The organism is Mycobacterium sp. WMMD1722, assembly GCF_049315205.1.
Lineage (GTDB): Bacteria > Actinomycetota > Actinomycetes > Mycobacteriales > Mycobacteriaceae > Mycobacterium.
This window is the reverse complement of the sequence record NZ_CP186056.1, coordinates 2,719,857-2,744,052: the sequence shown is the minus strand read 5'-3', so window position 1 is coordinate 2,744,052 and position 24,196 is coordinate 2,719,857. Positions and strand designations below refer to the sequence as shown.

The window sequence follows — 24,196 nt, the reverse complement described above, 5'->3', positions numbered from 1 at the left end:
ATGTATCTCGGGCCGAATTGTGACGGACCGCTTGAACCGCCCCTGGCAGTGGTATCCAGCACGGGTGCGGACGTCAGGGTTGATCGCCGTCGGGAGCGGGCCGGCCGGGCTCAGCGCCGCCGCGGCGTTCCGGGCCCACCATCCGCGCCTTCCCGTGCAGATCCTCACCGCCGACCCGGCCATGCCCTACGCCAAGCCGCCGCTGAGCAAGGACTTCCTGTGCGGTCGGGGCGCCAACGTCGACCTGCACTCCCCGGAATGGTTCGACACGCGCGACATCGAACTGGTCCGCGGGATCACCGTCGACCACGTCGACGTCGCCCGACGTGAGGTGATCACCCGCGGCGGACGACGCTTTCCCTACTGGCACCTCGTGCTGGCCCCCGGGGCGCGGCCGGTCCCCCTGGGTGTGCCCGGCGCCGAACACGCCCTGCAGTTGCGCTCCCTGGGCGACGCGGTGGCGATCCGGATGTCCGCGCTGCAGGCCCAATCGGCCGTCGTCATCGGTGGCGGTTTGATCGGCTGTGAGGCGGCGGCCTGTCTGGCGGACAGCGGTATCGCCACCACGATCGTCGCGGGCGAATCCGTACCGTTGCAGCGGCGCTTCGGCCCCGACGCCGGCGAGCGGATCGCCGAGTTGCTGTCCGGATGCGGCGTCCGCTTCGTCGGGCCGGCCCAGGTCACCGAGGTTCGCGAGGACGGCGTGACGCTCGAGGGCGGCGCGACGGTGGAGGCAGACCTCGTCGTCGCCGCCACCGGAGTGCGGCCCGATGCCCGGCTGGCCACCGCGGCCGGTATCGCCACGGAGCGGGGCCGCATCGTCACCGACCGTCACATGCACACCTCGGCGCCCAACGTCTTCGCCGCCGGCGACGTCGCGTTGGCCTTCAACGTCGCCGCCGGTCGACCGATCCCCACCGAGCACTGGCGTGATGCGGCCGACCAGGGGGAGATCGCGGGTGCTTCGGCGGCCGGATATCCGACCGCCTGGTCCGCGGTGCCCGGGTATTTCTGCCGCATCGGCGAGGCGCGCCTGAAGTTCCGCGGCTGGGGGCTGCCATACCAGCGCAGCCGCCTCGTCGACCGCCCGGACGGCTTCACCGTCTGGTTCGAGGCGGGTGCGCAACTCGTCGGCGTGCTGAGCCTCAACGCCGACGAGGATCACCGCTCGGCGGGCGACCTGCTTCGAGCGCACACCCGGCTCTCCGCCTGACCAGGCCTCGGCGCTAGAGCCAATCGCGCCGTTTGAAGCTCAGGTAGAGCAGCACGCTCAGCAGCACGATCACCACCGAGCTGGTGAAGAAACCGGACACCGAGTTGATGCCCGGATATTCGACGTTCTGCCCGAAGAACCCGGTGACGGCGGTCGGCACCGCGATGATGGCCGCCCATCCGGTCAGCTTCTTCATCACCGAGTTCAGCCGCGCATCCTGCAGCGACAGGTTCGTCTCGAACACCGTTGTCACCATGTCGCGCAACGACTCCGTCCACTCCGACACCCGCAGCACGTGGTCGTAGAGGTCCGCGTACAGCGGGTCGAGCTCCGGTGCGGTCTTCGCGTCGAGCCGGCGGTGCTGGATCGAGTTGACCACCTCCCGAGTGGGCAGCACCACCCGGCGCAGCTTCACCAGGTCCTTGCGAACCCGAAACGTGCTGCGTTGCAGACCTGCCCGTGGCAGATCCTCCTCGAACAGCGCGTCCTCGATCTCCTCGATCGCGTCGTCGAGGTGCTGCACCGCCTCGAAGTGACCGTCGACCACCACGTCGAGCAGCCCGTGGACCAAGGCTCCGACGCCGTGCTCCTGGCCCCCGAGCTCGTCGAAGCGTTGCGAGACCGCGTTGGTGTCGAACGGCGGTGCCGTGCGCACCGTGATCAGCCCCTGCGGCAACACGAAACCGGAGACCCGCCGGATGTCGAGGGTGGATTCCGACTCCTCGTCCGGTTCGCGGGTGGCCACGCTGTAGACGGTGAAGAACGTGTGCGTGGTGTACACGGTCGCCTTGGTGCGTTCCGCCTCGGCCACGGCATCCTCGACGGCCCAGAGGTTGAGCCCCAGCTTGCCGGCGAGTTCGCGCAGAATCGTCTGGTCCGAGGCGTAGATGTCGGCCCAGACCAACATGCCGGGATCGCAGAGGTAATCGGAGATCTTCGAGAAATCGAAGTCGTCCTGCGGCTTGCCGTCCTGCCACACCCGGCCACGCACTTCACTCACGTGAACATCATGTCAGCGATTCTGGCCCGAGGTTTCCGGACCGAAACGACGAGGCCGCGTGCGGTGCGGCGTAACGTTGATCCATCTCTCTAGTCGATGAGGGGATGCGATGAAGGGTGCGCATCACGATCCGGTGGATCATTCCCGAACCTGTCAGCAGCACGCCGGTGAATCGATGATCGACACGCTCTGGTTCCCCGGTCTGCTGTTGATCGGGCTCGGTGTGGTGGGGCTCGCCGCCATCGTGGCGGCGGCCGCCTACGGCCACCCGCAGTGGGTGTTGCCGCTCGCGCTCGTCACCGGCGCCGTGGTCACCGCCGGCGGCGGGCTGATCGCGCTGGAGCACCGCCGGGTGCTGCGCGTCGAACGGCTCTGGCACACCGAGCATTCGAAGACCGGGCACAGGCACGCCTGAGCCCGACGCCCGCTCGCCGCGCCGAATCGGTGCGGCGCCACTACAGTTCTGTCTCAACCGCGGCGAGAGCTGAATTCACGACGATTTGAACTCTCTCGCGGACCGAAGAAATCCTGCGACACTGCCGTCCGCCACCAGCGCGTCCGTCCCCCTGCGCAAGTGGTCCTCACCGTGTCCCAGGAGGCTGCGTGTTCCATCCGTCCAATCTGTCGCCCGGTATCGGCTTCGCGCTGATGCTGGGCCTCGGCGCGTTCATGTTCGTCGTCGCCTTCACCGTGCGTTCGATGGTGAAGAACACCCACGATTTCGTCATCGCCGACCGCCGAATCGGTTTCGGCTTCGGCGTGGGCTCGGTCATCGCGGTGTGGACCTGGTCGATGGCGGTGATGATGTCCTCGGCGCAGGCGTTCAGCTTCGGCACGTCGGGATTGATCTGGTTCGTCGTCCCCAACGGGCTCGCCGTGATGGTGATGGTGCCGTTCGCGCTCAGGCTGCGCCGTCAGATGCCGGCCGGTTACACGATCGTCGAATTCATCCGCGAGCGCTTCCAGAACAAGCCGGCCACCGCGATCGCACTGGTCGCCATGCTGCTGGGGTTGCTCGCCGAGGTCTTCATCAATCTGTTCGGCGTGGTCCTGGTGATGGGCGTGATCTTCGGGATCAATCCCACCGTGGTGCTGGTGATCACGCTGGCGACGGTCACCGTCTACTCCTATTTCGGCGGGCTGTGGACCTCGGCGATCACCGCGACCGTCAACACCTTGCTGATCACCGTTCCCGCCGCGATCGTGGTCCTCTACGTGCTGGCCAAGGTCGGCGGCCCCGAGCTGGTGTTCCAGAAGGTCGACGCCGCCGGACCCGAGACGCTCAACGCCTTCAACGGTGCCGCCGCGGCCGGATTCGGCATCTCGCTGTCGCTGGGTCTGCTTGCCTCCACGATGGCCGATCAGACGTTCTGGCAGAAGGCGTGGGCGCTCAAGCCGGCCACCATGGGGCGGACGTTCGTCTGGGCGGGGCTGTGGTTCTACCCGATCCCGATCGTGCTGGGCCTGCTCGGTCTGGTGGGGCTCGGATTCGGGGTCGACGTCGCCGATCTCGGTGATGCCGGACCGGGCGGGATCGGCCCGTACGTGGTCAGCCATCTCGGTCTGCCGATCGTCCTGGTCGCCCTGTACGTACTGATCATCCTCAACGCCTGCTACTCGTCCATCGACGGCGCGTTCTCCGCGCTGTCGTCGGTGGTGGCCGTCGACATCCTCAAGCGTGCCAAACCCGACATCGCCCAGAAATCGCTGTTCCGGTGGACCAAGAGCTCGATCATCATCGCCGGCGTCATCGGCGGTGTCGTCGTCAGCTCCGGCATCGACTACGTGGAACTGGTCAACACCGTCTACTTCCTCAAGGCGGCGCTGATCATTCCGTTGGCGTTGGCCATCTTCTGGCGCCGGATGACCGCGGTCGCGTTCGTCGCCAGCCTGGTGCTCGCCATCGCGGTCGGATATCCGGTGCGCGAATTCGTCGGGGAACTCGCGGGAATCATCACGTTGGAGGCGATCTCACTGGTCACCGCGGTCGGGATGAGTCTCCTGTCGAACCAGTCCTTCGACTTCGCCGGCCTCAAGGGCCGCGGCGAAGCGCTCACCGAATCGGTCGACACGGCCGGTGATCTCGATCCGGACCCGGTCCGATGAGCGCGGCCTGGGTGGCCTTCTGGATGGCCTCGGTGATCGGCGTCCTGGTGGCGGGTGCCTACCTCGCGTTGGGTGTGCAGGCGTTCCTGCGGGTGCGCCGAGATGTCCTGGCACTCGCCGGGACCGGTCAGTCCGACGACCTGGCGACCGACGAGATCGGTGACGCCGGGACTTTCACCTGGAAGGCGCTCGCGGCCGTCGCGGCCTCCACCGCGGTCATCGTCCTGCTCGGCGTCAACAGCGTGTTCTGGTACATCCCGGCCATTCTGGCGATCGGCTCGGCCGTCGCGGTGGTCTCCGCATTTCTGATCGATCGCAGGAGCGTGCAACAGTGAGCAAGAACAAGATGCATCTGCTGGGCTTCGTCCAGCACGGCGTCATGAATCATGCGTCCACCATGTGGGCCCATCCCCGGGACAAGGTCGGCTACCACTGGTCGCGTCCGGAGTTCTGGCGCGACCTCGGCCGCACCATGGAGCGTGGTCTGTTCGACGCGATGTTCATCGCCGACGAGCTCGCCCCCTACACCACCTACCAGGGCAGTTCGGACCCGGTGGTCAAGTACGCGGGTCAATGTCCGGTCCACGAGCCCGCCACCCTGGTACCGATCATCGGGGCTTTCACCAAGCATCTCGGGATCGGCATCACGCTGTCGACATCCTTTGTGCCGCCGTACATGATGGCTCGGCACCTCTCGACGCTGGACCATCTGACCGGCGGCCGGGTCGGCTGGAACATCGTCACCTCGTACTCCAAGAGCGAGTTCCAGGCGATGGGCAAAGAGAACCTGACACCCCGCGACAAGCGCTACGAGGTGGTCGAGGAGTACATGCAGCTGCTGTATCAGCTATGGGACTCCTGGGATGACGACGCGATCGTCTACGACCGGGACAACGGCGTGTTCGCCGACCCGGCCAAGGTTCGAGAGGTCGACTTCCAGGGGGAGTTCTTCCGCTCGAAGGGCCGCCATTTCGTGGCCCCGTCGCCGCAGCGGCGTCCGGTGCTGTGGCAGGCCGGTTCCTCGGAGCAGGGGCGCGAATTCGCCTCCAAGCACGCGGAATCGGTGTTCGGCATCTTCCCGACGCCCAAGAGCATGCGCGCCTACGCCGACGACATCCGCACCCGCGCCGACAATCACGGCCGCGATCCGGAGTCGGTGAAGCTGATCTACGGTCTGCAGACCATCATCGACCGCGACAAGGGCCGCGCCAACGACCGGTACGCCGAGTTCGTCGAGAAGGTGCAGATCGACAGCGCACTCGGAATCCTGTCCGGACACACCGGTTTCGATTTCTCCACTCTCGGTCTCGACGACAACGTCGTGGACGCCGACGTGCAGGGCATCCGCGGGTTGTTCGACGCGATCCTCGAGGCCAAGGACGGTGCGCCGGTCACCGTGCGGGAGGCCGCGCAGATCTACGGCGTCTCGATGGGTGCGCCGGTCGCCGTCGGCACGCCGGCCGATGTCGCCGACCAGATGGAGCAGTACATCGACGAGGGCGGCTGCAACGGTTTCATGATGCTGGCCACCGACGTCCCCGGCTGCTTCAACGACATGACCGAACTGCTGGTGCCGGAACTGCAGAAGCGCGGCCGGTTCCGGTCCCGCTACCCGGGTAGGACGCTGCGGGAAAGCCTGCAGGAGTACTGACATCGGACGCATCCGCAAGGCGCACTTCCTGGCCTTCATGCAGCACGGCGTCAGCAGTCACTCGGTCGGGATGTGGCGTCATCCCCTCGACAAGGTCGGGTGGGATTATGCTTCGCCGCCGTACTGGGAGCACCTGGCGCGGACGCTGGAACGGGGTCTGTTCGACGCGGTGTTCCTGGCCGACGAGCTGGCGCCGTACAACTCGTTCGAGGAGAGCTCGGATGCGACGGTGCGCTACGCGGTGCAGTCGCCGACCCACGAACCGGCTGCCCTGACACCGATACTCACCGGAGCGACGGAACATCTGGGCGTCGGCATCACCCTGTCCACGGCGTTCGAGCATCCGTACTCGATGGCCCGCCGGCTCTCGACGTTCGACCATCTCTCCGGGGGCAGGGTCGCCTGGAACATCGTCGGCTCCTATTCACCGTCGGAGTTCGCGGCCTACGGGCAGGACATGCCGGACCGTTCGGTCCGCTACGAGCGGATCGCGGAGTACGTCGATCTGTGTTGCCGGCTGTGGGATTCGTGGGAGCCGGACGCGATCGTCGCCGACCGCGCCACCGGCGTGTTCGCCGACCCGGACAAGATCCGCGAAGTGGTCTTCGAGGGTAAGCACTTCCGCTGCCGGGCCCGCCATTTCGTGGCTCCTTCGCCACAGGGGCGGCCGGTGCTGTGGCAGGCCGGCGCCAGTGCGGAGGGGCGCCGGTTCGCCGCGTCCACCGCCGAGGCCATCTTCGCCATTCAGCCGACGGTGGCCTCGATGCGGGCCTACTCCGACGACATCCGCGGCCGCGTCGCCGCCGCAGGCCGCGACCCCGAGCTGGTCAAGCTGTACTACGGCGCGCAGGTCATCGTCGGGGCGACGGAGACCGCGGCGCGCGAGAAGGCCGATCATTTGCGTTCCCTGCTGCGACCGGAGGCGTCGCTGGCGATGCTGTCCGGTCAGCTCGGCGTGGACTTCTCGACGTTCGACCCGGCCACCCCGCTCGACGAGATCCCGGTGCCGGGCATCCAGGGCGTCAAGGACGCGCTGGTGGCTTCCGGTGCCGGAGCGGCCGTCACGGTCGGCGAGGCTGCCGACACCTACGCGTTCCGGTTCTCGATGCCCCAGGTGATCGGTACGCCGGCCGGCGTCGCCGATCAGCTCGAAGTCTTCCTCGACGACGGTGGCGCGGACGGATTCATGCTGCTGGCCACCTACACCCCGGGGTGCTTCGAGGAGTTCGTCGACCTGGTGGTCCCGGAGCTGCAACGGCGCGGGCGGTACCGCACGCGATATCCGGGAAAGACGTTGCGCGAGAACATCGTCGGGGACTGACCGTACAGTGGTCGACATGGACGACCTGAGCAGGCTCGGTGGTGAGAAGTTCGTCTCGCTGAGCACCTACAAACGCAACGGCGATGCGGTGGCGACGCCGTTGTGGATCGCCGCCGACGATGGCCAGCTGGTGTTCTGGACGCCCGCCGACAGCTGGAAGGTCAAACGGGTGCGCCGCGATGCCAGGGTGACGATGGCACCGTGTTCCCGCATGGGCAAGGTGGCTCCCGGTGCGCCGACCGTCGCCGGCCGGGGCTACGTAGTGGACGACGCCGCCGAGGTCAGCCGCGTGGAGGCATTGTTCAAGCGCAAATACGGGCTGGGTTTCCGGGTGGTCACCACGATCGAGAAGCTGATTCGCCGCGGGCACACCGACCGCGTGGTGATCCGGGTGGACCTCGAGCGGTGACGCTAGGTCTCGGAGTTGCGGGCGGTGTCGAGTTCGTCGGCGTCGGGTACCGGCTCACCCATGTTGACCGTCAGTGGGCGGCGGAAGAACCGCGTCAACCACAGCAGCACCACGAATCCGATCGCGAACCAGATGATGCCGTACCGGGTGGATTCGGCTGACAGGTAGACCCACAGCAGCACGGTGGCCAGCACGCCGACCCCTGGAAGTGCGATGTTGCGCACGATGTTGCGCCAACCCTTGACCTGCCGGCGCCGGTAGGCGAAGTAGACGATCACGGTCAGGTTGACGAACGTGAACGCGATCAGGGCCCCGAAATTGATCAGCGAGGCCACGAAGTCCAGATTGAACGAAATGGCCAGCAGCGAAACCAGTCCGACGAAGATGATCGCGTACGAGGGCGTCTGGAAGCTCGGATGCAGGTGGCCGAAGAACCGGCCGACCGGGCCGCGCCCGTTGCGGCCCATGACGTAGAGCAGTCGTGACACCGATGCGTGGGAGGCGAGACTGGAGGCCACCGTGGCCGCGAACGCCGCCGAGGTCAGCAGGATCTTGAACAGTTGTCCGCCGACGTTGTAGGCGATCTCGGGTAACGCGCTGTTCTCCAGCGACTCCTGGCTGAAGTTCGTGACATCGGGGAACAGCGACTGGGTGAAGAAGGCGGCGACGAAGAAGATCGCGCCGCCGATGAACAGGGCGAGCAGGATGGCTCTGGGCACGGTCGAGGAGTCCTTGGCCTCCTCGGTGTACATGGTGATCGCGTCGAAGCCGATGAACGAGAACGCCACGATGGTCGCGCCGGTGATGACCAGATCCAGGTGAACGCCCTCATGCCAGAGCGGCTGAGTGGAGAACAGCGTGCCGTTGCCCACCCCGTCCATCAGCGACTTCCCGGCCAGGATGAGGAACACCCCGATCAGCACCACTTCGAAGACGACCAGCAGCATGTTGACCCGCGAGGTGTTGGTCATGCTGAACAGGCACATGGCGGTGATCGCGGCGACGTAGACGACGACGAAGATCCACTGCGGTGCCTCGGGGAAGAACGAGTACATGTAGCTGCGGATGATCAGCGCGTTGACCAGTGGCAGCAGCAGATAGTCGAGCAGTGCGGCCCAGCCGATCAGGAATCCGAAGTTCGGGCTGATGGTGGCCGAGGTGTAGGTGTACGCCGAACCGGCCGACGGGAAGACGCGCGTCATCCGGCCGTAGCTGACAGCCGTGAACGCCATGACCACCAGCGCGAAGATGTAGGCGGTGGGGACGACGCCGCCGGTCTCGGCGGACACGATGCCGAAGGTGTCGAAGACGACGGTCGGGGTCATGTAGCCCAGGCCCAGGCCGACGATCGCCCACAGGCCGAGCGTGCGGGCCAGCGTGGTCGTGTCAGGTCCGGAGGCAGCCTGCGTCATGGTGATACCGCCATCTCGATCAGGGGAAAACGTACCCTCGGGGCTTACCACAAGAACACTGGCGGGGCCGCTTTTTGAGCGACCGAATCGGTCCACGCAGTTGCCCTTTGGCCGACCGGTCACCGGTGTAGCGTCACGATTCATGCGGTATGTCGTCGGATACGGCCCGCGCCAGCGCGGTGTCGACGGGATCAACCTCGCGGCCACCCTGGCCCGGTCGTCGGGGGCGACGCTGGATCTGGTGTCGGTGTTGCCCAGCGATGCGCCGACATTTCACCGGTATTCGCCGGATCAGGCGTACAACGCCGAGGTCGAGGAGCAGGCCCGCGGGTGGCTCGAGGACGGGTTGTCCCGAGTCCCCGAGGGGGTGCCGGCGCACGCGCAGCTGCGGCGCGCGGAGTCCATCACCGAAGGGCTGCTGGACTCGGCGGTCGATCCCGAGCGCGGCGAGGCGGCCCTGATCGTCGTCGGTACCCACCACCGGGTGCGCAGCGGCCGCTTCGGCCTGGGCAGCCTTGCCGACGCTCTGCTGCACGCGTCGGCGGTGCCGGTCGCGCTCGCGCCGGCGGACTACCAGGCTCGTCCCGGCGTCACCCGCATCACCTGCGCCATCGGCCTGCGGCCGGGTAACGAGGTCCTGTTCGACAACGCCGTCCGGCTCGCGGGGGAGTGGACGGTGGCGCTGCGGTTGATGTCGTTGGTCGCTGTCGGGGAGGACGATCGGCGTGCCGAGTGGGCCCGAGCCGCCGAGCAGCATGCGGCGACGCTGGTCGAGCGGGCGACGCAGGCCCTTCCGGCCGGCTGTCCGGTGACCAGTGTTGTCGGACAGGGGGATTCGCTCGAGGAGGCGGTGGGTGGCCTCGACTTCGACGACAGCGAGATCGTCATGATGGGGTCGAGCAGGTTGGCTCAACCGCGACGGCTGTTCCTCGGTCGTTCGGCCAGCAAGATCATGCGGGCGCTTCCGGTCCCGATGATCGTGTGGCCGCGAGACTGAGTCGTCGTCACCGGCTGTCCTGGTCGGTCGGGCCGGCGAGCGCACCGCGCACGAACGTCGCCAGCGCCCTCGCAGGTAGTGACGGTTTGAGTGTGTTGTCCGCCAGCCGTTGCAGTGCGAGTCCGTGTGCCAGCGCGATCTGCGAGACACCGAATTCGTAGGGTGTAAGCGTCGACCCGACGCCCAAGCGGTCGAAGTGCTCGGCGATCAGGTCGCCGACCCGCCGCCGATAGGACTCGTAGATCTCGGCGAACTCGGTGGCCCTGCGCCCGCCGCGCAGCGTGTAGAGCTGGAACTCCGTGGTGAGCAGACACCAACTGGCGTCCTCGCCGAGCACCCGGTACCGGCGCTCGATGGCCGGTGCCAGGTCTTCGGCCGCCTTGATGCGCTCGAGCGCGCGGCCCAGGGTCGCCACCTCGGCATCGAGGTGACCGCGCAACAGTTCGACGAGCAACGCGTCCTTGGAGTCGAAGTTGGAGTAGAACGCTCCGCGGGAGTACCCGGCTTCCTCGGCGATGAGATCGATGGGCGCCGCTTCGAACCCCATGCGGCCGAACACTTTCGCGGCGGATTCGAGCAGGCTGCGGCGGGTCAGTTCGCGTTGTTCGGCGCGAGACAGGCGTGCCACGGATCCTCCTGCGCAATCGGTGGGGCGGCGGGCTTGACGCCAGCCTTGCACGGCTGCATGCTGATCTACAACTGTATCGAGATGCAATACTGTATTTGAGTGAGGCGGTGGCGGTGTGGACGCCCAGCAGTGGATCGGCGAGTGCGAGACATTCACCAGCCGGCGCGGACACCGGATCGCGTACCGACGGCGCGGCCACGGGCCCACCGTCCTGCTCCTGCACGGGTTCCCGACCTGGTCCTACGACTACGCCGAGGCCGCGTGCGATCTCGCGGCCGACCGCACCGTCGTCACCGTCGACTTCCTGGGCTACGGCGCGTCAGACAAACCCCGGCCCTACACCTACTCCGTCGCGGAATCAGCCGACATCGTCGAGGATCTCGGGCGCCATCTCCAGCTGCGATCGGTCTGCCTGGTCGCGCACGACTACGGAGGCATCGTGGCCCAGGAACTCGTCGACCGGATCGCGACCGGGCGGCTCGGGTTCGACGTCCGCAGCATCATCGCGCTGAATTTCGGCATGGTCTACAGCGCCTACCGTCCCACCCGTCTGCAGAAGGCCCTGGCGTTGCCGATTTTCGGCCGACTGATCGCCACGCGAGTCACCGCAGAACGGGTGCGATCCGGACTGGACGCGGTACGCGGTGCACCGTTGACCGATGCGGAGTTCGACAACCTGTGGGCCGGCATGTCGCGGGCTGACGGTCATCAACTGTCACACCTGCTGATCCGCTACAACGCCGAACGCGCCGTCCACCACCGGCGCTGGGAGGCGGCGATGAGTGGATGGCGGGGGCCACTGCATCTGGTGTGGGGACTCGACGATCCGGTGTCGGGCCGTCATGTCCTCGACGAGGCGGTTCGATTGGTGCCCGAGGCGCAGGTGACCGCGCTGGCCGGGGTCGGCCACTATCCGCAGTCCGAGGCGCCGGACGCACTCACTGCGGCGGTCCGCCGTCACTCCTGATTCACCGGGGGGAGAAACCGGCCAGCAGGGAACGCACTCCGAGCTGCCAGCGCCGCTCGACCGAGCGCGCAGTGGTCCCCAGCCAGCAGCCGGCCTCCTGGACGGCGAGCCCTTTGGCCAGGGCCAGCAGGACATGGGCGATGTCGACGGCGTCGCCGGTCAGCGCCCCGGTGTCCAGGCAGCGCTGGATGCGGCTGAGGAAGATGTCGCGCACCGCTTCGCCGGCCGCCAATTCGTCGGGGCCCGGGTCGAAGTCGGCGAACGGGCGGGAGAACATCACCTGCGCGAGGCGGGAGTGTTCCAGGCAGAAGCGACGGAACACCGGCACCAGCGCCTCCACGTCGGCGACCGGGTCGTCGGTGGCCGGTACGCCGGACAGTTCGGCGTCGAGCATCCGGAAACCCTCGAAGAAGATCGCGCGGACCAATCCGGCCTTGTCGTCGAACAATTCGTAGACCGCGGGCACCGAGGTGCCGACCTGTTCGGCGACCCGGCGGGTGGTCAACCGCGCGACACCTTCGGCGTTGAGCGTCGCCACCGCGGCCTCGAGCAGCCGCGAACGCAGTTCCGGCGTGCGCTGCTTGGCCCTCGGCATCGGGCCTAGCCGCCGAACTCCGTGGGCAGACCGTCAATCCCGGCCCGGATCGCCTCGAGCGCGTCCTGGCGCGCCTTGAGCTTGCTCTTGAGGTGGGCGTCCAGATGCAGCGTGGCGGCGGCCTCGGCCGCGACCTGCTGGGCCCGCGAGACGACCGCGTCCTGTTCGACGACCTCGTCGAGCCAGCCGCCCGCGATCGCGGCGTCGCCGGCGAACGTCGCCGCCATCGAGATGCCGCGCTGAAAAGCCGCTCGGGTCAACCGCATCCGCATGATCTCGATCGCCGAGATCGGCAGCACCATGCCGATGGCGACCTCGTTGGCCTGACAGCGCGTGCGCGGCGAGCCGATGCGGTGGTCCCCGGACAGCAGCAGGAACGAACCCATCGCGATGGCCGGACCCGTCGCCGCCATGATCACCGGCTTCGGGAAGGTCAGACAGCGCAGCGACAGCTCGAAGCCGCCCGAGAGCATGCCCAGCGCGGCCTGGGCGTCGCCGGAGGCGAAGACCGCGAGGTCGAACCCGCCGCTGAACAATTTGTGATTGCCGGCCAGCACAACGGCTTTCGACTCGTCGCTCTCGGCCCGGTCGAAGGCGTCGTTGAGGCTCTGCTGCATGGACGGCGACAGCACGTTGGCCTTACCGTCGTCCATGGTGATCGTCGCAACCGATTCGATCAGGTCATAGCTCACTGCGCTCATCGTCACGATGTTACGTAACGCCGTTACGAAACAGAAGGGCGATTCTCCATCTCGGCGGCGGCGTCAGGACGCGGTGGCCAGCTCGCGCGGCTCGGCGGCCGCCGGCGTCTCGGACGCGGCCTGCACGAGGCGCTCGCCACGGGCCAGCCATTCCCTGTCGGTCCACTCGAAGCGGGCGGGTAACCGACGCCAGTACGGCGGACGCGCCTGGGTGTAGAGCTGGACGCTGGCGTGGACCGCGGCACCCTCGGGGACCCGCCGCAGCGACAGCGTGTGGCTGCTGCCGGCGAGCGCGTCGAACTCCGTCGGCGAGGGCAGCCGGCAGCCGTTGCGCAGCCGCAGCCCCGCCCGCACCGCCCCGTCGAGCACCCAGTCCAGGGCGATGTCGGCCAACTGCAGACAACCGCCCCGCATGCCGGCCACATCGCAGTGCGCCCCGCGGAACCATGCCTGCTCGACCGCCGGGGCGGTGAGCAGATGACCGAACGGTCCACCGTCGATCGCCACGGCGTGGCGACCCTGGACGACGTTGGTCAGACCGGCGCAGGCGGGTCGGTCGGCGCCGGGCACGCTGATGGCGTCCCAGAGGCCCAGATAGCGCACCGGCACGCCGGCGTGGGGGCGGCCGGTGAGATCCGCGGCGAGCCGCCCGATCCGCTGCCAGTCCGCGTCGGTGCGCGGCGTCCGGGCCAGCGTGCACACCTCGAGCAGGTGGTCGAGCACCGCACTGCCCGCGTCGTCGCCCTGCCAAATGCCGATGGTGCCGAGCAGCCGGGCCAATTCGCGCGCACACACCGCCCCTCGACCGACGCCGAACACGAAGATCGCGTCCCCGGAACACCAGGTGCGCTGGAGAAAGCGGTAGGCCTGGGCGACCCGGTCGCGGGCGGCGTCGCGGGCCGAGGAACGCCCGTGCGGCTCGACGCCCGAGTCGTACCACGCGAGCTGGCGTGGGGAGACCTCCGTGAGGCGGAACAGAGCGCCGGCATTGGTCGCCGGAGTGCCGGCGCTCTGTTCGGGTACCTGGTCGAAACACACCACGACGTTTGTCACGACAACCCCTGGACGAGAAAGTGAACGACGGTTCTCCAAGTTTGCCTGTTGGTGTGGCCCGTGTCACTACCTCAATTGTGACGAATTTGAGATTCTGCGACGGAATCAGGGTCGTTAGATCGCATAGACAACGAAATCCGTCGTCAGATGCCGGATGCCGGTATTGATTCGTCGACTGACCGTCGGCTGGGGCGCACCGAAGAGGGTCCCCAGCGACGTTGCGAGAATCGCGAGCGTCAGCCGCCCATCAGCATGCGCCACTGGTCCAGGTCGCGGGCGCGGTAGACGTAGTTGGAGCGCTTGACCTCTTCCAGCGGTGCGCTCGGCTCCGCGGAATACCAGTGCCCGGGGAACACCGTGGGGTCGCCGGGCAGGGTCGCCAGTGCCTGCAGGCTGCGGAACATCTCGTCGACGTCGCCACCGGGGAAATCGGTGCGTCCGCACCCTTCCAGGAACAGGGTGTCGCCGGCGACCAGGCGTCCGTCGAGCAGGAAGCACTGGCTGCCCGGGGTGTGGCCGGGGGTGTGCAGCAGCTCGATGTCGATGTCCCCGACGCTGACCTTATCGCCGTGGTCGTGGGCGGTCAGGTCGGACAGCGCGATTCCGGTAACCCGCGAAACCCATTCGGCCTCATGGGCATTCACATGCACCGGCACACTGACCCGCTCGAGCAGCTCGGCCAGGCCGGCCAGGGTGAAACCCATCATCGAACCGCCGACGTGGTCGGGGTGGTGGTGGGTGGCGAGGACCCCCGACAGGTGCATGCCGTCGGCTTCGAGCGCGTCGACCAGCTCGCCTGCGGCGTACGCCGGGTCGACCACCAGGCAGTCCCCGGTGTCGCGGTCACCGATGAGGTAGGCGAAGTTGCGCATCTGCGTCGCGATCATGTCGCCCGCGGCGAAGTCGCGACCGGACAGCAACTGGCGGAAGTAGAGGCGATCGTCAGGCATGGTCGAAGCCTAGGTGCGGGTAATCGCTGGTGGAAAAACCGCACGTTATCGGGTGTTTAACCGCACACCCGAAAAATTCGCACCTGCGATACCGAATTACTAACGTCCGAGGCATGCAACTCACCCGGTTCACCGATCTGGGTCTGCGCGCGATGATGTTGCTGGCCGCCGGTGAAGCCGACGAACACCGCGTCACCACGCGCACCATCGCCGCCGGCGCCCACGCCTCCGAGCACCACGTCGCCAAGGCGGTCGCCCGGTTGTCCGACCTCGGCTTGGTGCATGCCCGACGCGGCCGCGTCGGCGGACTGACGCTCACCGAACGCGGCCGGCAGGCCTCGGTCGGCTGGGTGGTGCGACGCCTCGAGGGCGACCGTGAAGTCATCGACTGCGCGGGCGAGACTCCGTGCCCGCTGATCGCCGGTTGCCGGCTGCGTCGCGCGTTGGCCGACGCCAAAGACGCGTTCTACGCCGAACTCGACCGCTACACCGTCGCCGATCTGGCGACCCCTGCACTTCCCCTGGTGTTCCTCGGGGCACCGGCGAAGAACCCCACCGATGAAAGGACCGTCCGATGACCGCCCCCGCCCCTGCCGTCCGCGCGGAGCTCGCCCCGCAGCACGCCGAGATCATCACGGCCACTTTGCCTTTGGTGGGTGCGCACATCGACCAGATCACCACCCGGTTCTACAGCGGGATGTTCGCCGCGCACCCGGAGCTGCTGCGCAATCTGTTCAACCGGGGCAACCAGGCCCAGGGGGCGCAGCAGCGGGCGCTGGCCGCGTCCATCGCCACCTATGCCGCGCATCTGGTCAACCCGGAGCTGCCGCATCCGGCCGAGCTGCTCAGCCGCATCGGCCACAAGCATGCGTCGCTGGGCATCACCGCCGACCAGTACCAGCTGGTGCACGACCATCTGTTCGCCGCGATCGTGGAGGTGCTGGGCGCCGACACCGTCACCGCCGAGGTGGCCGAGGCGTGGGACGCGGTCTACTGGATGATGGCCGGCACCCTGATCGACCTCGAGCGCGGTCTGTACGACGAGGCCGGGGTGACCGCCGGCGACGTCTACCGTCGCGCGCGGATCACCGCACGGGTCGACGAGCCTTCCGGGGCGGTGCTGCTGACCGTGCGGTCGACCGGTGCGCCGTTCGCCGACTTCCGGGCGGGTCAGTACGTCTCGGTGGGTGTGACGTTGCCCGACGGCGCCCGGCAGCTGCGTCAGTACAGCCTGATCAACACCCCGGGCGAGGGCGATCTGACCTTCGCGGTGCGGCCGATGGGCGAGGTGTCGGAGTGGCTGCGCGACCACGCACGGGTGGGCGATCTGCTCGACGTCACGGTGCCGTTCGGTGATCTGCCCGCACCGGAACTGCACCAGCGGCCGCTGGTGCTGATCTCGGCGGGCATCGGCATCACCCCGATGATCGGCATCCTCGAACATCTGGCGGCCTATGCGCCCGACACCACGGTGCGGGTGTGGCACGCCGACCGGGATGCGGCCGGTCATCCGCTGCGCGAGAAGCAGCGCGCGCTGGTCGACGGACTGCCCGACGCGCAGCTAGAGCTCTGGTACGAGGACACGCGGGGAGCGGACGGCGCCCACACCGGGCTGTTGGACATCGGTGCGGCGGAGCTGCCCGCCGATGCGCAGGTCTACCTGTGCGGTGGAACCGGATTCGTCCAGGCGGTGCGCGCTCAGCTGGCCGAACGCGGTGTGCCGGCGGGGCGGGTGCACTGCGAGCTGTTCGCGCCGAACGACTGGTTGCTGTCCTGACGCCGGGATTGACCAGCGGTTTGGCGACCGCGCGGGCCAGACTGTACTCTCTTTAAGGCCCTCGCCTCGGCACCGCCGAGCGCCGCGGGTCAGGCCCCCTTAGCTCAGTCGGCAGAGCGTTTCCATGGTAAGGAAAAGGTCAACGGTTCGATTCCGTTAGGGGGCTCGGCGACCGCCGAGTGGTAGGCGTCTGGAATGGCGGTGTAGCTCAGCTGGTTAGAGCGCACGACTCATAATCGTGAGGTCGGGGGATCGAGCCCCCCCACCGCTACAAGCAAGAACGACGTTGACGAAGGACGATAGACGTGGCCTCCAGTACCGATGTACGGCCGAAGATCACCCTGGCCTGCGAGGTGTGCAAGCACCGCAACTACATCACCAAGAAGAACCGCCGCAACGACCCCGACCGGCTGGAACTGAAGAAGTTCTGCCCGAACTGTGGTGTGCACCGGGCACACAAGGAGTCTCGCTGATCGCAGCCGCACGGCCTCGGCCGCGGCTGACCGGATAGGTTCACAACTCGTGGGTTTCTTGGACGACTACGTCGGTCTGCACTATCGGCATACCGACCACTACGTCGTCGGTCGTGAGAAGATCCGCGAGTACGCGGTCGCCGTGAAGAACGACGACGCCTCGTTCTTCGACGAGAAGGCCGCGTCCGATCTCGGATACGACGGCCTGCTGGCGCCGCTGACGTTCATCTCGGTGTTCGGGTATCAGGCACAGTCGGCCATGTTCGCCGCCGCCAACATCAGCATCACCGATGCGCAGATCGTCCAGGTCGACCAGACCCTGAAATTCGTGCGGCCCATCGTGGCCGGTGACGTCCTGCACTGCGACGTCTACATCGAGTCGATCCGCAAGGCGCACGGCACCGACATCATCACCACCAAGAACATCATCACCAACCACAAAGGTGACGTCGTACAGGAGTGCTACACCACACTGGCGGGGCGTAGCGAAGAAGACGGGGAGAGTGGCTTCAGCAATGGCACTGCGTGAATTCGATTCGGTGAAGGTCGGGGATACGCTCCCCGAGAAAGTCATCACCCTGACCCGGCAGGACCTGGTGAATTACGCCGGTGTCTCGGGGGATCTGAACCCGATCCACTGGGATGACGACATCGCCAAGCAGGTCGGCCTGGACACCGCGATCGCGCACGGCATGCTGACCATGGGTCTGGGCGGCGGCTATGTCACCGAGTGGGTGGGCGACCCGGCCGCGGTCACCGAGTTCAACGTCCGGTTCACCGCCGTGGTGCCGGTGCCCAACGACGGTGTGGGCGCCGAGATCCTGTTCAACGGGCGGGTGAAGTCGGTCGACCCGGAGGCGAAGTCGGTGACCATCGCGCTGAGCGCCACCGCCGGCGGTAAGAAAATCTTCGGCCGCGCCGTCGCGATCGCGAAGCTGGCGTAATCATGGCGCTGAAAACCGACATCCGCGGCATGGTGTGGAAGTACCCCGAGACCTTCGTCGTCGGCCGCGAACAGATCCGTCAGTACGCGGCTGCCGTGAAGTCGAAGGATCCGGCCAGCCACGATGTGGACGCCGCCGCGTCGATGGGTCATGACGGACTCGTGGCGCCGCCGACCTTCATGTCGATCCTCGCGGTGATGACCCAGCGGCACTTCTTCCAGCACGTCGACGTGGGCTTCGAGACCATGCAGATCGTGCAGGTGGACCAGAGATTCCTGTTCCACCGGCCGATCAAAGAGGGCGACCGGCTCGACGCGACGATGCACATCGAGACCGTCGACGAGCGGTTCGGCGCGGACATCGTCACCACCCGCAACGTGCTGACCGACCACAACGGGGAGGTCGTCATGGAGGCCTTCACCACCCTGATGGGGCACGAGGGCGACAACTCGATCTCGGCGGGGTGGGATCCGGAGACCGGGCAGGTGGTCCGCAAACCGGTCAAGCACGAGGACGCCCCGGTCGACGACGCAGCGGATTAGTAACTCGCCGGGCGGGCGCGCTACACTCGGACTTCGGGGTTTTCCCATTACAGCGCGCTTCCGCGAGATCCGTCGGGGAGCGCGCGAATTGTGTGAGCCCCGGACGCGGTGAAGACGACGCCTACGCAGGCCAGCGGTGTCGTCGCTGAAGGGGCGTAGCTCAACTGGCAGAGCAGCGGTCTCCAAAACCGCAGGTTGCAGGTTCAAGTCCTGTCGCCCCTGCTCAACTGAATAGTTCGACACAGCGTGGACACTGGAAGGTGACCACGAAGCACACAGACGAAAGGCATGCGGTGAGCGACGAGCGCGATGGTGCCGGCTCCGCAGGCACGCCAACCGACGGCGACACCGGCGGCACGGAGGAGACCCGCGGCCAGACGGCGGTGGTGACCCGCCCGGCGCGCCCGACGGGTAAGCGCACCCGGCGCGCGGCGGTGTCGACCACCGACACCGAGGGTGACGACGTCGAGGCCGACACGTCGGACAGCGACTCCGGCTCCGACAAGAACGGTTCCGGTAAGGCGAAGAAGACGGCCAAGGGTGAGTCCGGCGGCCGCGCCAACCCGATCGCCTTCGTCGTCACCTACATCAAGCAGGTCATCGCCGAGTTGCGCAAGGTGATCTGGCCCAACCGGAAGCAGATGGTCAACTACACCACGGTGGTGTTGTTGTTCCTCGCGTTCATGGTTGCGCTGATCGCCGGCGTCGATTACGGGGCGGCCCGGTTGATCGGGCTCGTCTTCGGCGAGTGACGTAGGCCTTGGAACAAGGCGTTGGAATCTAGGAAGGACAGGCAACCGTGACGAGCTTCGAGGGCGATACGCCTTCGGCCGATAACGTCGATCTCGTCGACGACTCGACCACCGAGCCCGCGACCGAGGACGCCGACGTCGCGGGGGGCGAGGTGAGCGAGGACGCCGCGACCCTGGCCGACGCTGGGGCTGACGACGCCGCTGAAGAGGCCGAAGCGCCTGCCGTCGAGGTCGAGGAAGAAGACGTCGATCCTGCGGTCGCGTTGAAGAAGGAACTGCGCCTCAAGCCCGGCGACTGGTATGTCATCCACTCCTACGCCGGCTACGAGAACAAGGTGAAGGCCAACCTCGAGACCCGCGTGCAGAACCTCGACGTGGGCGACTACATCTTCCAGGTGGAGGTCCCCACCGAAGAGGTCACCGAGATCAAGAACGGCCAGCGCAAGCAGGTCAACCGCAAGGTGCTGCCGGGCTACATCCTGGTGCGTATGGAGCTCAACGACGAGTCCTGGGGCGCGGTGCGCAACACCCCCGGTGTCACCGGGTTCGTCGGGGCCACCTCGCGTCCGTCGCCGCTGAGCCTCGACGACGTGGTCAAGTTCCTGCTGCCCCCGGCGACGGCGAAGAAGCCGGGCAAGGCCGCGTCCACCGCCGGTGCGGCGGCCGGATCGTCGGAGGCGACGCTGGAGCGGCCGGAGATCCTGGTCGACTTCGAGGTCGGCGAGTCGGTCACCGTCATGGACGGGCCGTTCGCGACGCTGCCGGCGTCGATCAGCGAGGTCAACGCCGAACAGCAGAAACTCAAGGTGCTGGTGTCCATCTTCGGTCGCGAAACACCTGTCGAACTGACCTTCAACCAGGTCGCGAAGATCTAGCTCGCCCGTCGAGCACACACAAGAAAGGGCACTTCCATGCCACCCCGCAAGAAAGTCACCGGGCTGATCAAGCTCCAGATCCAGGCCGGCCAGGCCAACCCTGCGCCGCCCGTCGGTCCGGCGCTCGGCCAGCACGGCGTCAACATCATGGAGTTCTGCAAGGCGTACAACGCGGCGACGGAGAGCCAGCGCGGCAACGTCATCCCCGTGGAGATCACCGTCTACGAGGACCGCAGCTTCACCTTCCAGCTCAAGACGCCGCCCGCCGCCAAGCTGCTGCTCAAGGCTGCGGGAGTGCAGAAGGGCTCGGGCGAGCCGCACAAGACCAAGGTCGCCAAGGTGACCTGGGATCAGGTGCGCGAGATCGCCGAGACCAAGAAGTCCGACCTGAACGCCAACGACATCGATCAGGCCGCCAAGATCATCGCCGGCACCGCCCGGTCGATGGGAATCACGGTCGAATAATTCGACCCCGTGGGAGAGCCCGCTTCGGCTCGCAACCACGACCTTCTTCAGTACTAGGAGACAACAATGAGCAAGACGAGCAAGGCATACCGCGAAGCCGCCGAGAAGGTGGACCGCGACAAGCTGTACACGCCATTGGAGGCCGCGAAGCTGGCCAAGGAGACGTCGTCGAAGAAGCAGGACGCGACTGTCGAGGTGGCGATCCGCCTCGGCGTGGATCCGCGTAAGGCCGACCAGATGGTGCGCGGCACCGTCAACCTGCCGCACGGCACCGGTAAGACCGCCCGCGTCGCGGTGTTCGCCGTGGGTGACAAGGCCGAGGCCGCCGAGGCCGCCGGCGCCGACATCGTGGGCAGCGACGATCTGATCGAGCGCATCCAGGGTGGATTCCTGGACTTCGACGCCGCGATCGCGACGCCGGACCAGATGGCCAAGGTGGGCCGCATCGCCCGCGTGCTCGGCCCGCGTGGCCTGATGCCGAACCCGAAGACCGGCACCGTGACCGCCGACGTGGCCAAGGCCGTGCAGGACATCAAGGGCGGCAAGATCAACTTCCGCGTCGACAAGCAGGCCAACCTGCACTTCGTGATCGGCAAGGCGTCGTTCGACGAGACCAAGCTGGCCGAGAACTACGGCGCCGCGTTGGACGAGATCCTGCGGGCCAAGCCGTCGGCGTCGAAGGGCCGCTACCTGAAGAAGATCACCGTGTCGACCACGACCGGTCCGGGCATCCCGGTCGATCCGCAGGTGACGCGCAACTTCGCCGAGGCGTAGATCCTTTTCACTTCGAAGCCCCCGCTACGGCGGGGGCTTCGTCGTGTCTAGGACGCGGTCGGGTCGAGCGGGACCTGGATCGTAGCCAGCAGCGCGCGGTGATCCGAGCCGGGGATGGTGACGGTCTTGATGGAACTGGCCGAGGCGTTGCGGGTGAGCACGTGGTCGATGGTGATCAGTGGCGGTACCCAGTCGTGCACCGGGAAGGTGGGGGAGAACCCGGAGCCGGTCTGCTGCACGGCGTCGCGGTAGCCGTTGGTGAGCAGATCGCGGAACTGCCACATGTCCGGGGTGCTGTTGAAATCGCCGCCGACGATGACGGCGCCGGGGTCGGCCGCTGCGGCCAGCTGAACGATATAAGATTTTGTGGCGGTTATGCTCTCGCGCCATTTGGTGAAGGCATCTGTGCCCCCGGCAAGTGGCGATATGACGTGCACGCTGGCAACCACGGGGTTTTGACTGACCCCGGGTACTGCCACCTCTGCCGCCGCGGCCGTCACCCGCGCGGTTCCCGTCGCTGTGCCGGTAATCAGGGGATAGCGGCTAAACAAGCCGATCCCACCCGCGTCCGGAGCCGCACCAAGTACCGAGTAGGGAAAGCTCTCCTGCAGACCGGCCCGTGCGAAGTGCCCGACCTCTTCGGGCGTCAGTTCGGAAACCGCGACGACGTCTGCTTGGTCCTTGGCCAGAAGCGTGAGGAAGTCTGCGTCGGCCTGACCTTTGCGGAGATTCGACGACAGTACCCGAACATCGGCATAGCGGCGCTGACTAGCTGCGGATTCACGGGATGCGGAGGTGCCGCCGTAGTACCACACGCCCTGAACACCTACACACAACAGCAAAACCGCGGCGGCGGCAATGGCGCTCAACGCTTGGCGGAATAGTGCGGCGAACACGAAACACGTGACGGCAGCCACCAGTAAGTACGGAGATCCGACGGCGACCAACAATTCCCCGATATTCCTAAGGGGCCTAGCTCTAATCAGTAGACCTAGCAAGCATGCCAGGAGAACACCCATTAGCACGGCTGACCGGCGAAGTGCCCGGTTGCTCAGGGGGCGTTGGCCTTTCATCAACCGGATTGGCAAAGGCGCAGGATGGGCGGCAACAACGTGGCAATTCGGTTGCCGACAGCCTCGAATAACTCGGGGCTTCCGCCGATGGGATCCAGAATGTCGGAATGCGGCTGCTTAGATAGCCGCGGGCGAAGCTCAGCTAGGTCATCCACTTCACGTGCGCCAGCCTCGGACGCGAGAAACGCAGCCTCCGCCAGGGTGAAGGTGCGGCTGAGCTGGCGGGGGGCATGGCCGAGGACCGTATCGCGATGGGCCTTAGTCATGGTCAAGATTAGATGCGCCCGAGACGCAACAGTCGACGTCAATTGGCGTGCCACGAAATCTGTGCTGTCACCGCCTAAGCCCGCTAACACCCGTGAGGCCTCAGGGTGCATGGCGTGGCCGATGACCGCCCGCGTACCGGCGCTGGAAGTCACCAAGTCTGCGATGTCATGCCGTCGCGCCAGCGCGGCGGCTAGTCTCTCCGCGATCGGCGACCTACAGATGTTTCCAGTGCAAACGAAAAGGATGTGCAGGATGAACTCCTAGGTGGCGCGTAGTGGTTTGTCTTGCAGGGGCCAGCGGCTTTCAACTGCCTCCAGTATCCAGATTGTCGCCCAGCTCGCCGGATTCGCCACGTCGACCGTCTTGTGTCACGATGACGGAGTGCGGGGGATCATCTTGGCTGGCGGTTCTGGAACACGTCTGCACCCAATAACGCTCGGGGTGTCGAAGCAGCTTATACCTGTCTATGACAAGCCGATGGTCTATTACCCTTTGTCAACTCTGATGCTGGCTGGGATCCGCGAAATTCTCATCATTACAACCCCCCACGATGCTGAGCATTTCGAGAGATTACTCGGCGATGGCTCAAAATTCGGAGTGTCAATCAATTTCGCGCAGCAAGCGTCGCCGGACGGTTTGGCTCAGGCATTCACCATCGGTGAAGAGTTCATTGGCTCAGAGAGAGTTGCGCTGATTCTGGGCGACAATCTCATCTATGGGCCAGGAATGGGGCGCCAACTAGCTCGCTTCGCCGATGTCGACGGCGGAGCAGTCTTTGCCTATTGGGTCGCTAACCCTTCAGCTTACGGAGTGGTTGAGTTCGACGCAGATGGTACGGCGCTGTCCCTGGAGGAGAAGCCGAAACAACCCAAATCGAATTTTGCAATACCCGGACTGTACTTCTACAGCAATGATGTTGTAGAGATTGCTCGTAGTTTGAAACCGAGCGATCGCGGGGAGTATGAAATCACCGATGTTAATCGCGCTTACCTCTCGCAAGGCCGTCTGCAGGTCCAGATCTTACCGCGTGGAACAGCATGGCTAGACACTGGCACATTCGATGACATGACTGACGCCGCCGAGTATGTGCGAACGATGGAGCGAAGAACGGGTCTAAAAATCGGCGTCCCAGAGGAGATCGCTTGGCAGCAAGGCTTTCTAGCAGATGAGGATCTCCGCAGTATTGCAGAGAACATGCTTAAGTCGGGCTATGGAAGCTACCTCCTGCAACTGCTAGAGAGGGGACGATGA

At 66.3% G+C, this 24,196-nt stretch carries 29 protein-coding genes and 3 tRNA genes; 23 read left to right on the top strand and 9 right to left on the bottom strand.

Annotated elements, in window-relative coordinates; all coding sequences use genetic code 11:
• Positions 1-64: 64 nt before the first annotated feature.
• Positions 65-1,213, top strand: coding sequence for an NAD(P)/FAD-dependent oxidoreductase (locus ACN27E_RS13090; RefSeq protein WP_422741919.1), 1,149 nt, complete (start codon positions 65-67; stop codon positions 1,211-1,213).
• 13 nt (positions 1,214-1,226) lie between these two features.
• Here ACN27E_RS13090 and ACN27E_RS13085 read toward each other — a convergent pair whose 3' ends face one another.
• Positions 1,227-2,213, bottom strand: coding sequence for a magnesium transporter CorA family protein (locus ACN27E_RS13085; protein ID WP_422741918.1), 987 nt, complete (start codon positions 2,211-2,213; stop codon positions 1,227-1,229).
• 109 nt (positions 2,214-2,322) lie between these two features.
• On the opposite strand from ACN27E_RS13085, the gene usfY reads away from it, so the two are divergent.
• The 6 genes from usfY (at position 2,323) to ACN27E_RS13055 (ending at position 7,700) form a co-directional block, all read left to right on the top strand.
• Positions 2,323-2,628, top strand: coding sequence for a protein UsfY (usfY, locus tag ACN27E_RS13080; RefSeq protein ID WP_422741916.1), 306 nt, complete (start codon positions 2,323-2,325; stop codon positions 2,626-2,628).
• A 188-nt stretch (positions 2,629-2,816) separates the two neighbouring features.
• Positions 2,817-4,319 carry a sodium:solute symporter family protein gene (locus ACN27E_RS13075; RefSeq protein ID WP_422741915.1) on the top strand — a complete coding sequence of 501 codons (1,503 nt, stop codon included), beginning with the start codon at positions 2,817-2,819 and terminating at the stop codon, positions 4,317-4,319.
• Complete coding sequence (locus tag ACN27E_RS13070) at positions 4,316-4,654, top strand: hypothetical protein (RefSeq protein ID WP_422741913.1); 339 nt, start codon at positions 4,316-4,318, stop codon at positions 4,652-4,654. The genes ACN27E_RS13075 and ACN27E_RS13070 overlap by 4 nt, the downstream gene beginning before the upstream one ends.
• Before the next feature lie 11 nt (positions 4,655-4,665).
• On the top strand, positions 4,666-5,970 hold the full coding sequence (locus tag ACN27E_RS13065; RefSeq protein ID WP_422749857.1) for an LLM class flavin-dependent oxidoreductase: 1,305 nt from the start codon (positions 4,666-4,668) through the stop codon (positions 5,968-5,970).
• A gap of 37 nt (positions 5,971-6,007) precedes the next feature.
• Positions 6,008-7,291, top strand: a complete 1,284-nt coding sequence (locus ACN27E_RS13060) for an LLM class flavin-dependent oxidoreductase (RefSeq protein WP_422741912.1) — start codon at positions 6,008-6,010, stop codon at positions 7,289-7,291.
• A gap of 16 nt (positions 7,292-7,307) precedes the next feature.
• Complete coding sequence (locus ACN27E_RS13055; RefSeq protein WP_422741910.1) at positions 7,308-7,700, top strand: PPOX class F420-dependent oxidoreductase; 393 nt, start codon at positions 7,308-7,310, stop codon at positions 7,698-7,700.
• Positions 7,701-7,702: 2 nt separating this feature from the next.
• Here the strand turns inward: ACN27E_RS13055 and ACN27E_RS13050 are convergent, their stop codons facing one another.
• Positions 7,703-9,112, bottom strand: coding sequence for an APC family permease (locus ACN27E_RS13050; RefSeq protein ID WP_422741908.1), 1,410 nt, complete (start codon positions 9,110-9,112; stop codon positions 7,703-7,705).
• A 142-nt stretch (positions 9,113-9,254) separates the two neighbouring features.
• Between ACN27E_RS13050 and ACN27E_RS13045 the strand changes: the two genes are divergently transcribed.
• Entirely contained in the window at positions 9,255-10,109 is an 855-nt protein-coding gene (locus tag ACN27E_RS13045; RefSeq protein WP_422741906.1) for a universal stress protein, read from the top strand.
• Positions 10,110-10,116: 7 nt separating this feature from the next.
• Here the strand turns inward: ACN27E_RS13045 and ACN27E_RS13040 are convergent, their stop codons facing one another.
• Complete coding sequence (locus ACN27E_RS13040) at positions 10,117-10,737, bottom strand: TetR/AcrR family transcriptional regulator (RefSeq protein ID WP_422741904.1); 621 nt, start codon at positions 10,735-10,737, stop codon at positions 10,117-10,119.
• Between the two features lie 115 nt (positions 10,738-10,852).
• Between ACN27E_RS13040 and ACN27E_RS13035 the strand changes: the two genes are divergently transcribed.
• Positions 10,853-11,704, top strand: a complete 852-nt coding sequence (locus ACN27E_RS13035; protein ID WP_422741903.1) for an alpha/beta fold hydrolase — start codon at positions 10,853-10,855, stop codon at positions 11,702-11,704.
• Between the two features lies 1 nt (position 11,705).
• On the opposite strand, the gene ACN27E_RS13030 is transcribed toward ACN27E_RS13035, so the two are convergent.
• The 4 genes from ACN27E_RS13030 to ACN27E_RS13015 all read right to left on the bottom strand — a co-directional run bounded on the left by ACN27E_RS13030 (position 11,706) and on the right by ACN27E_RS13015 (position 15,003).
• Positions 11,706-12,299, bottom strand: a complete 594-nt coding sequence (locus tag ACN27E_RS13030; RefSeq protein WP_422741901.1) for a TetR/AcrR family transcriptional regulator — start codon at positions 12,297-12,299, stop codon at positions 11,706-11,708.
• A 5-nt stretch (positions 12,300-12,304) separates the two neighbouring features.
• Entirely contained in the window at positions 12,305-13,000 is a 696-nt protein-coding gene (locus ACN27E_RS13025) for a crotonase/enoyl-CoA hydratase family protein (protein ID WP_422741900.1), read from the bottom strand.
• A gap of 63 nt (positions 13,001-13,063) precedes the next feature.
• Positions 13,064-14,053, bottom strand: coding sequence for a phospholipase effector Tle1 domain-containing protein (locus ACN27E_RS13020; protein ID WP_422741899.1), 990 nt, complete (start codon positions 14,051-14,053; stop codon positions 13,064-13,066).
• 236 nt (positions 14,054-14,289) lie between these two features.
• Positions 14,290-15,003, bottom strand: a complete 714-nt coding sequence (locus ACN27E_RS13015; protein WP_422741897.1) for an MBL fold metallo-hydrolase — start codon at positions 15,001-15,003, stop codon at positions 14,290-14,292.
• Positions 15,004-15,116: 113 nt separating this feature from the next.
• Between ACN27E_RS13015 and ACN27E_RS13010 the strand changes: the two genes are divergently transcribed.
• From ACN27E_RS13010 to rplA, 13 genes are all read left to right on the top strand, one after another.
• Positions 15,117-15,581, top strand: coding sequence for an RrF2 family transcriptional regulator (locus ACN27E_RS13010; RefSeq protein WP_422741896.1), 465 nt, complete (start codon positions 15,117-15,119; stop codon positions 15,579-15,581).
• Positions 15,578-16,780 carry a globin domain-containing protein gene (locus tag ACN27E_RS13005; protein WP_422741894.1) on the top strand — a complete coding sequence of 401 codons (1,203 nt, stop codon included), beginning with the start codon at positions 15,578-15,580 and terminating at the stop codon, positions 16,778-16,780. The genes ACN27E_RS13010 and ACN27E_RS13005 overlap by 4 nt, the downstream gene beginning before the upstream one ends.
• A 93-nt stretch (positions 16,781-16,873) precedes the next feature.
• Positions 16,874-16,946, top strand: a tRNA-Thr gene (locus ACN27E_RS13000).
• A 31-nt stretch (positions 16,947-16,977) separates the two neighbouring features.
• Positions 16,978-17,051: transfer RNA gene (locus ACN27E_RS12995), tRNA-Met, on the top strand.
• Positions 17,052-17,085: 34 nt separating this feature from the next.
• Entirely contained in the window at positions 17,086-17,253 is a 168-nt protein-coding gene (gene rpmG, locus ACN27E_RS12990; RefSeq protein WP_011854752.1) for a 50S ribosomal protein L33, read from the top strand.
• Between the two features lie 49 nt (positions 17,254-17,302).
• Entirely contained in the window at positions 17,303-17,782 is a 480-nt protein-coding gene (gene hadA / locus ACN27E_RS12985; RefSeq protein ID WP_422741891.1) for a (3R)-hydroxyacyl-ACP dehydratase subunit HadA, read from the top strand.
• Complete coding sequence (gene hadB / locus ACN27E_RS12980) at positions 17,769-18,197, top strand: (3R)-hydroxyacyl-ACP dehydratase subunit HadB (protein ID WP_422741890.1); 429 nt, start codon at positions 17,769-17,771, stop codon at positions 18,195-18,197. Before hadA ends, hadB begins: the two co-directional genes overlap by 14 nt.
• Positions 18,198-18,199: 2 nt before the next feature.
• Complete coding sequence (gene hadC / locus ACN27E_RS12975) at positions 18,200-18,739, top strand: (3R)-hydroxyacyl-ACP dehydratase subunit HadC (RefSeq protein WP_422741888.1); 540 nt, start codon at positions 18,200-18,202, stop codon at positions 18,737-18,739.
• 149 nt (positions 18,740-18,888) lie between these two features.
• Positions 18,889-18,961, top strand: a tRNA-Trp gene (locus tag ACN27E_RS12970).
• 71 nt (positions 18,962-19,032) lie between these two features.
• Positions 19,033-19,491: a preprotein translocase subunit SecE gene (secE, locus tag ACN27E_RS12965; RefSeq protein WP_422741887.1), complete on the top strand. Its 459-nt coding sequence runs from the start codon at positions 19,033-19,035 to the stop codon at positions 19,489-19,491.
• 152 nt (positions 19,492-19,643) lie between these two features.
• The gene (gene nusG, locus ACN27E_RS12960; RefSeq protein ID WP_422749855.1) at positions 19,644-20,366 is read left to right on the top strand and encodes a transcription termination/antitermination protein NusG; all 723 of its coding nucleotides are present in this window, start codon (positions 19,644-19,646) and stop codon (positions 20,364-20,366) included.
• A 36-nt stretch (positions 20,367-20,402) separates the two neighbouring features.
• Positions 20,403-20,831, top strand: coding sequence for a 50S ribosomal protein L11 (rplK, locus tag ACN27E_RS12955; RefSeq protein ID WP_066836563.1), 429 nt, complete (start codon positions 20,403-20,405; stop codon positions 20,829-20,831).
• A 66-nt stretch (positions 20,832-20,897) separates the two neighbouring features.
• Positions 20,898-21,605 (top strand): 50S ribosomal protein L1, encoded by a 708-nt coding sequence (rplA, locus tag ACN27E_RS12950; RefSeq protein ID WP_422741885.1) that lies wholly within the window; start codon positions 20,898-20,900, stop codon positions 21,603-21,605.
• Between the two features lie 47 nt (positions 21,606-21,652).
• Here rplA and ACN27E_RS12945 read toward each other — a convergent pair whose 3' ends face one another.
• Both ACN27E_RS12945 and ACN27E_RS12940 read right to left on the bottom strand, forming a co-directional pair.
• Positions 21,653-22,522, bottom strand: a complete 870-nt coding sequence (locus ACN27E_RS12945; RefSeq protein ID WP_422741884.1) for an endonuclease/exonuclease/phosphatase family protein — start codon at positions 22,520-22,522, stop codon at positions 21,653-21,655.
• A gap of 155 nt (positions 22,523-22,677) precedes the next feature.
• On the bottom strand, positions 22,678-23,190 hold the full coding sequence (locus ACN27E_RS12940; RefSeq protein ID WP_422749853.1) for a low molecular weight phosphatase family protein: 513 nt from the start codon (positions 23,188-23,190) through the stop codon (positions 22,678-22,680).
• A 136-nt stretch (positions 23,191-23,326) separates the two neighbouring features.
• Here ACN27E_RS12940 and rfbA point away from each other — a divergent pair, with 136 nt between their 5' ends.
• Positions 23,327-24,196, top strand: coding sequence for a glucose-1-phosphate thymidylyltransferase RfbA (rfbA, locus tag ACN27E_RS12935; protein WP_422741882.1), 870 nt, complete (start codon positions 23,327-23,329; stop codon positions 24,194-24,196).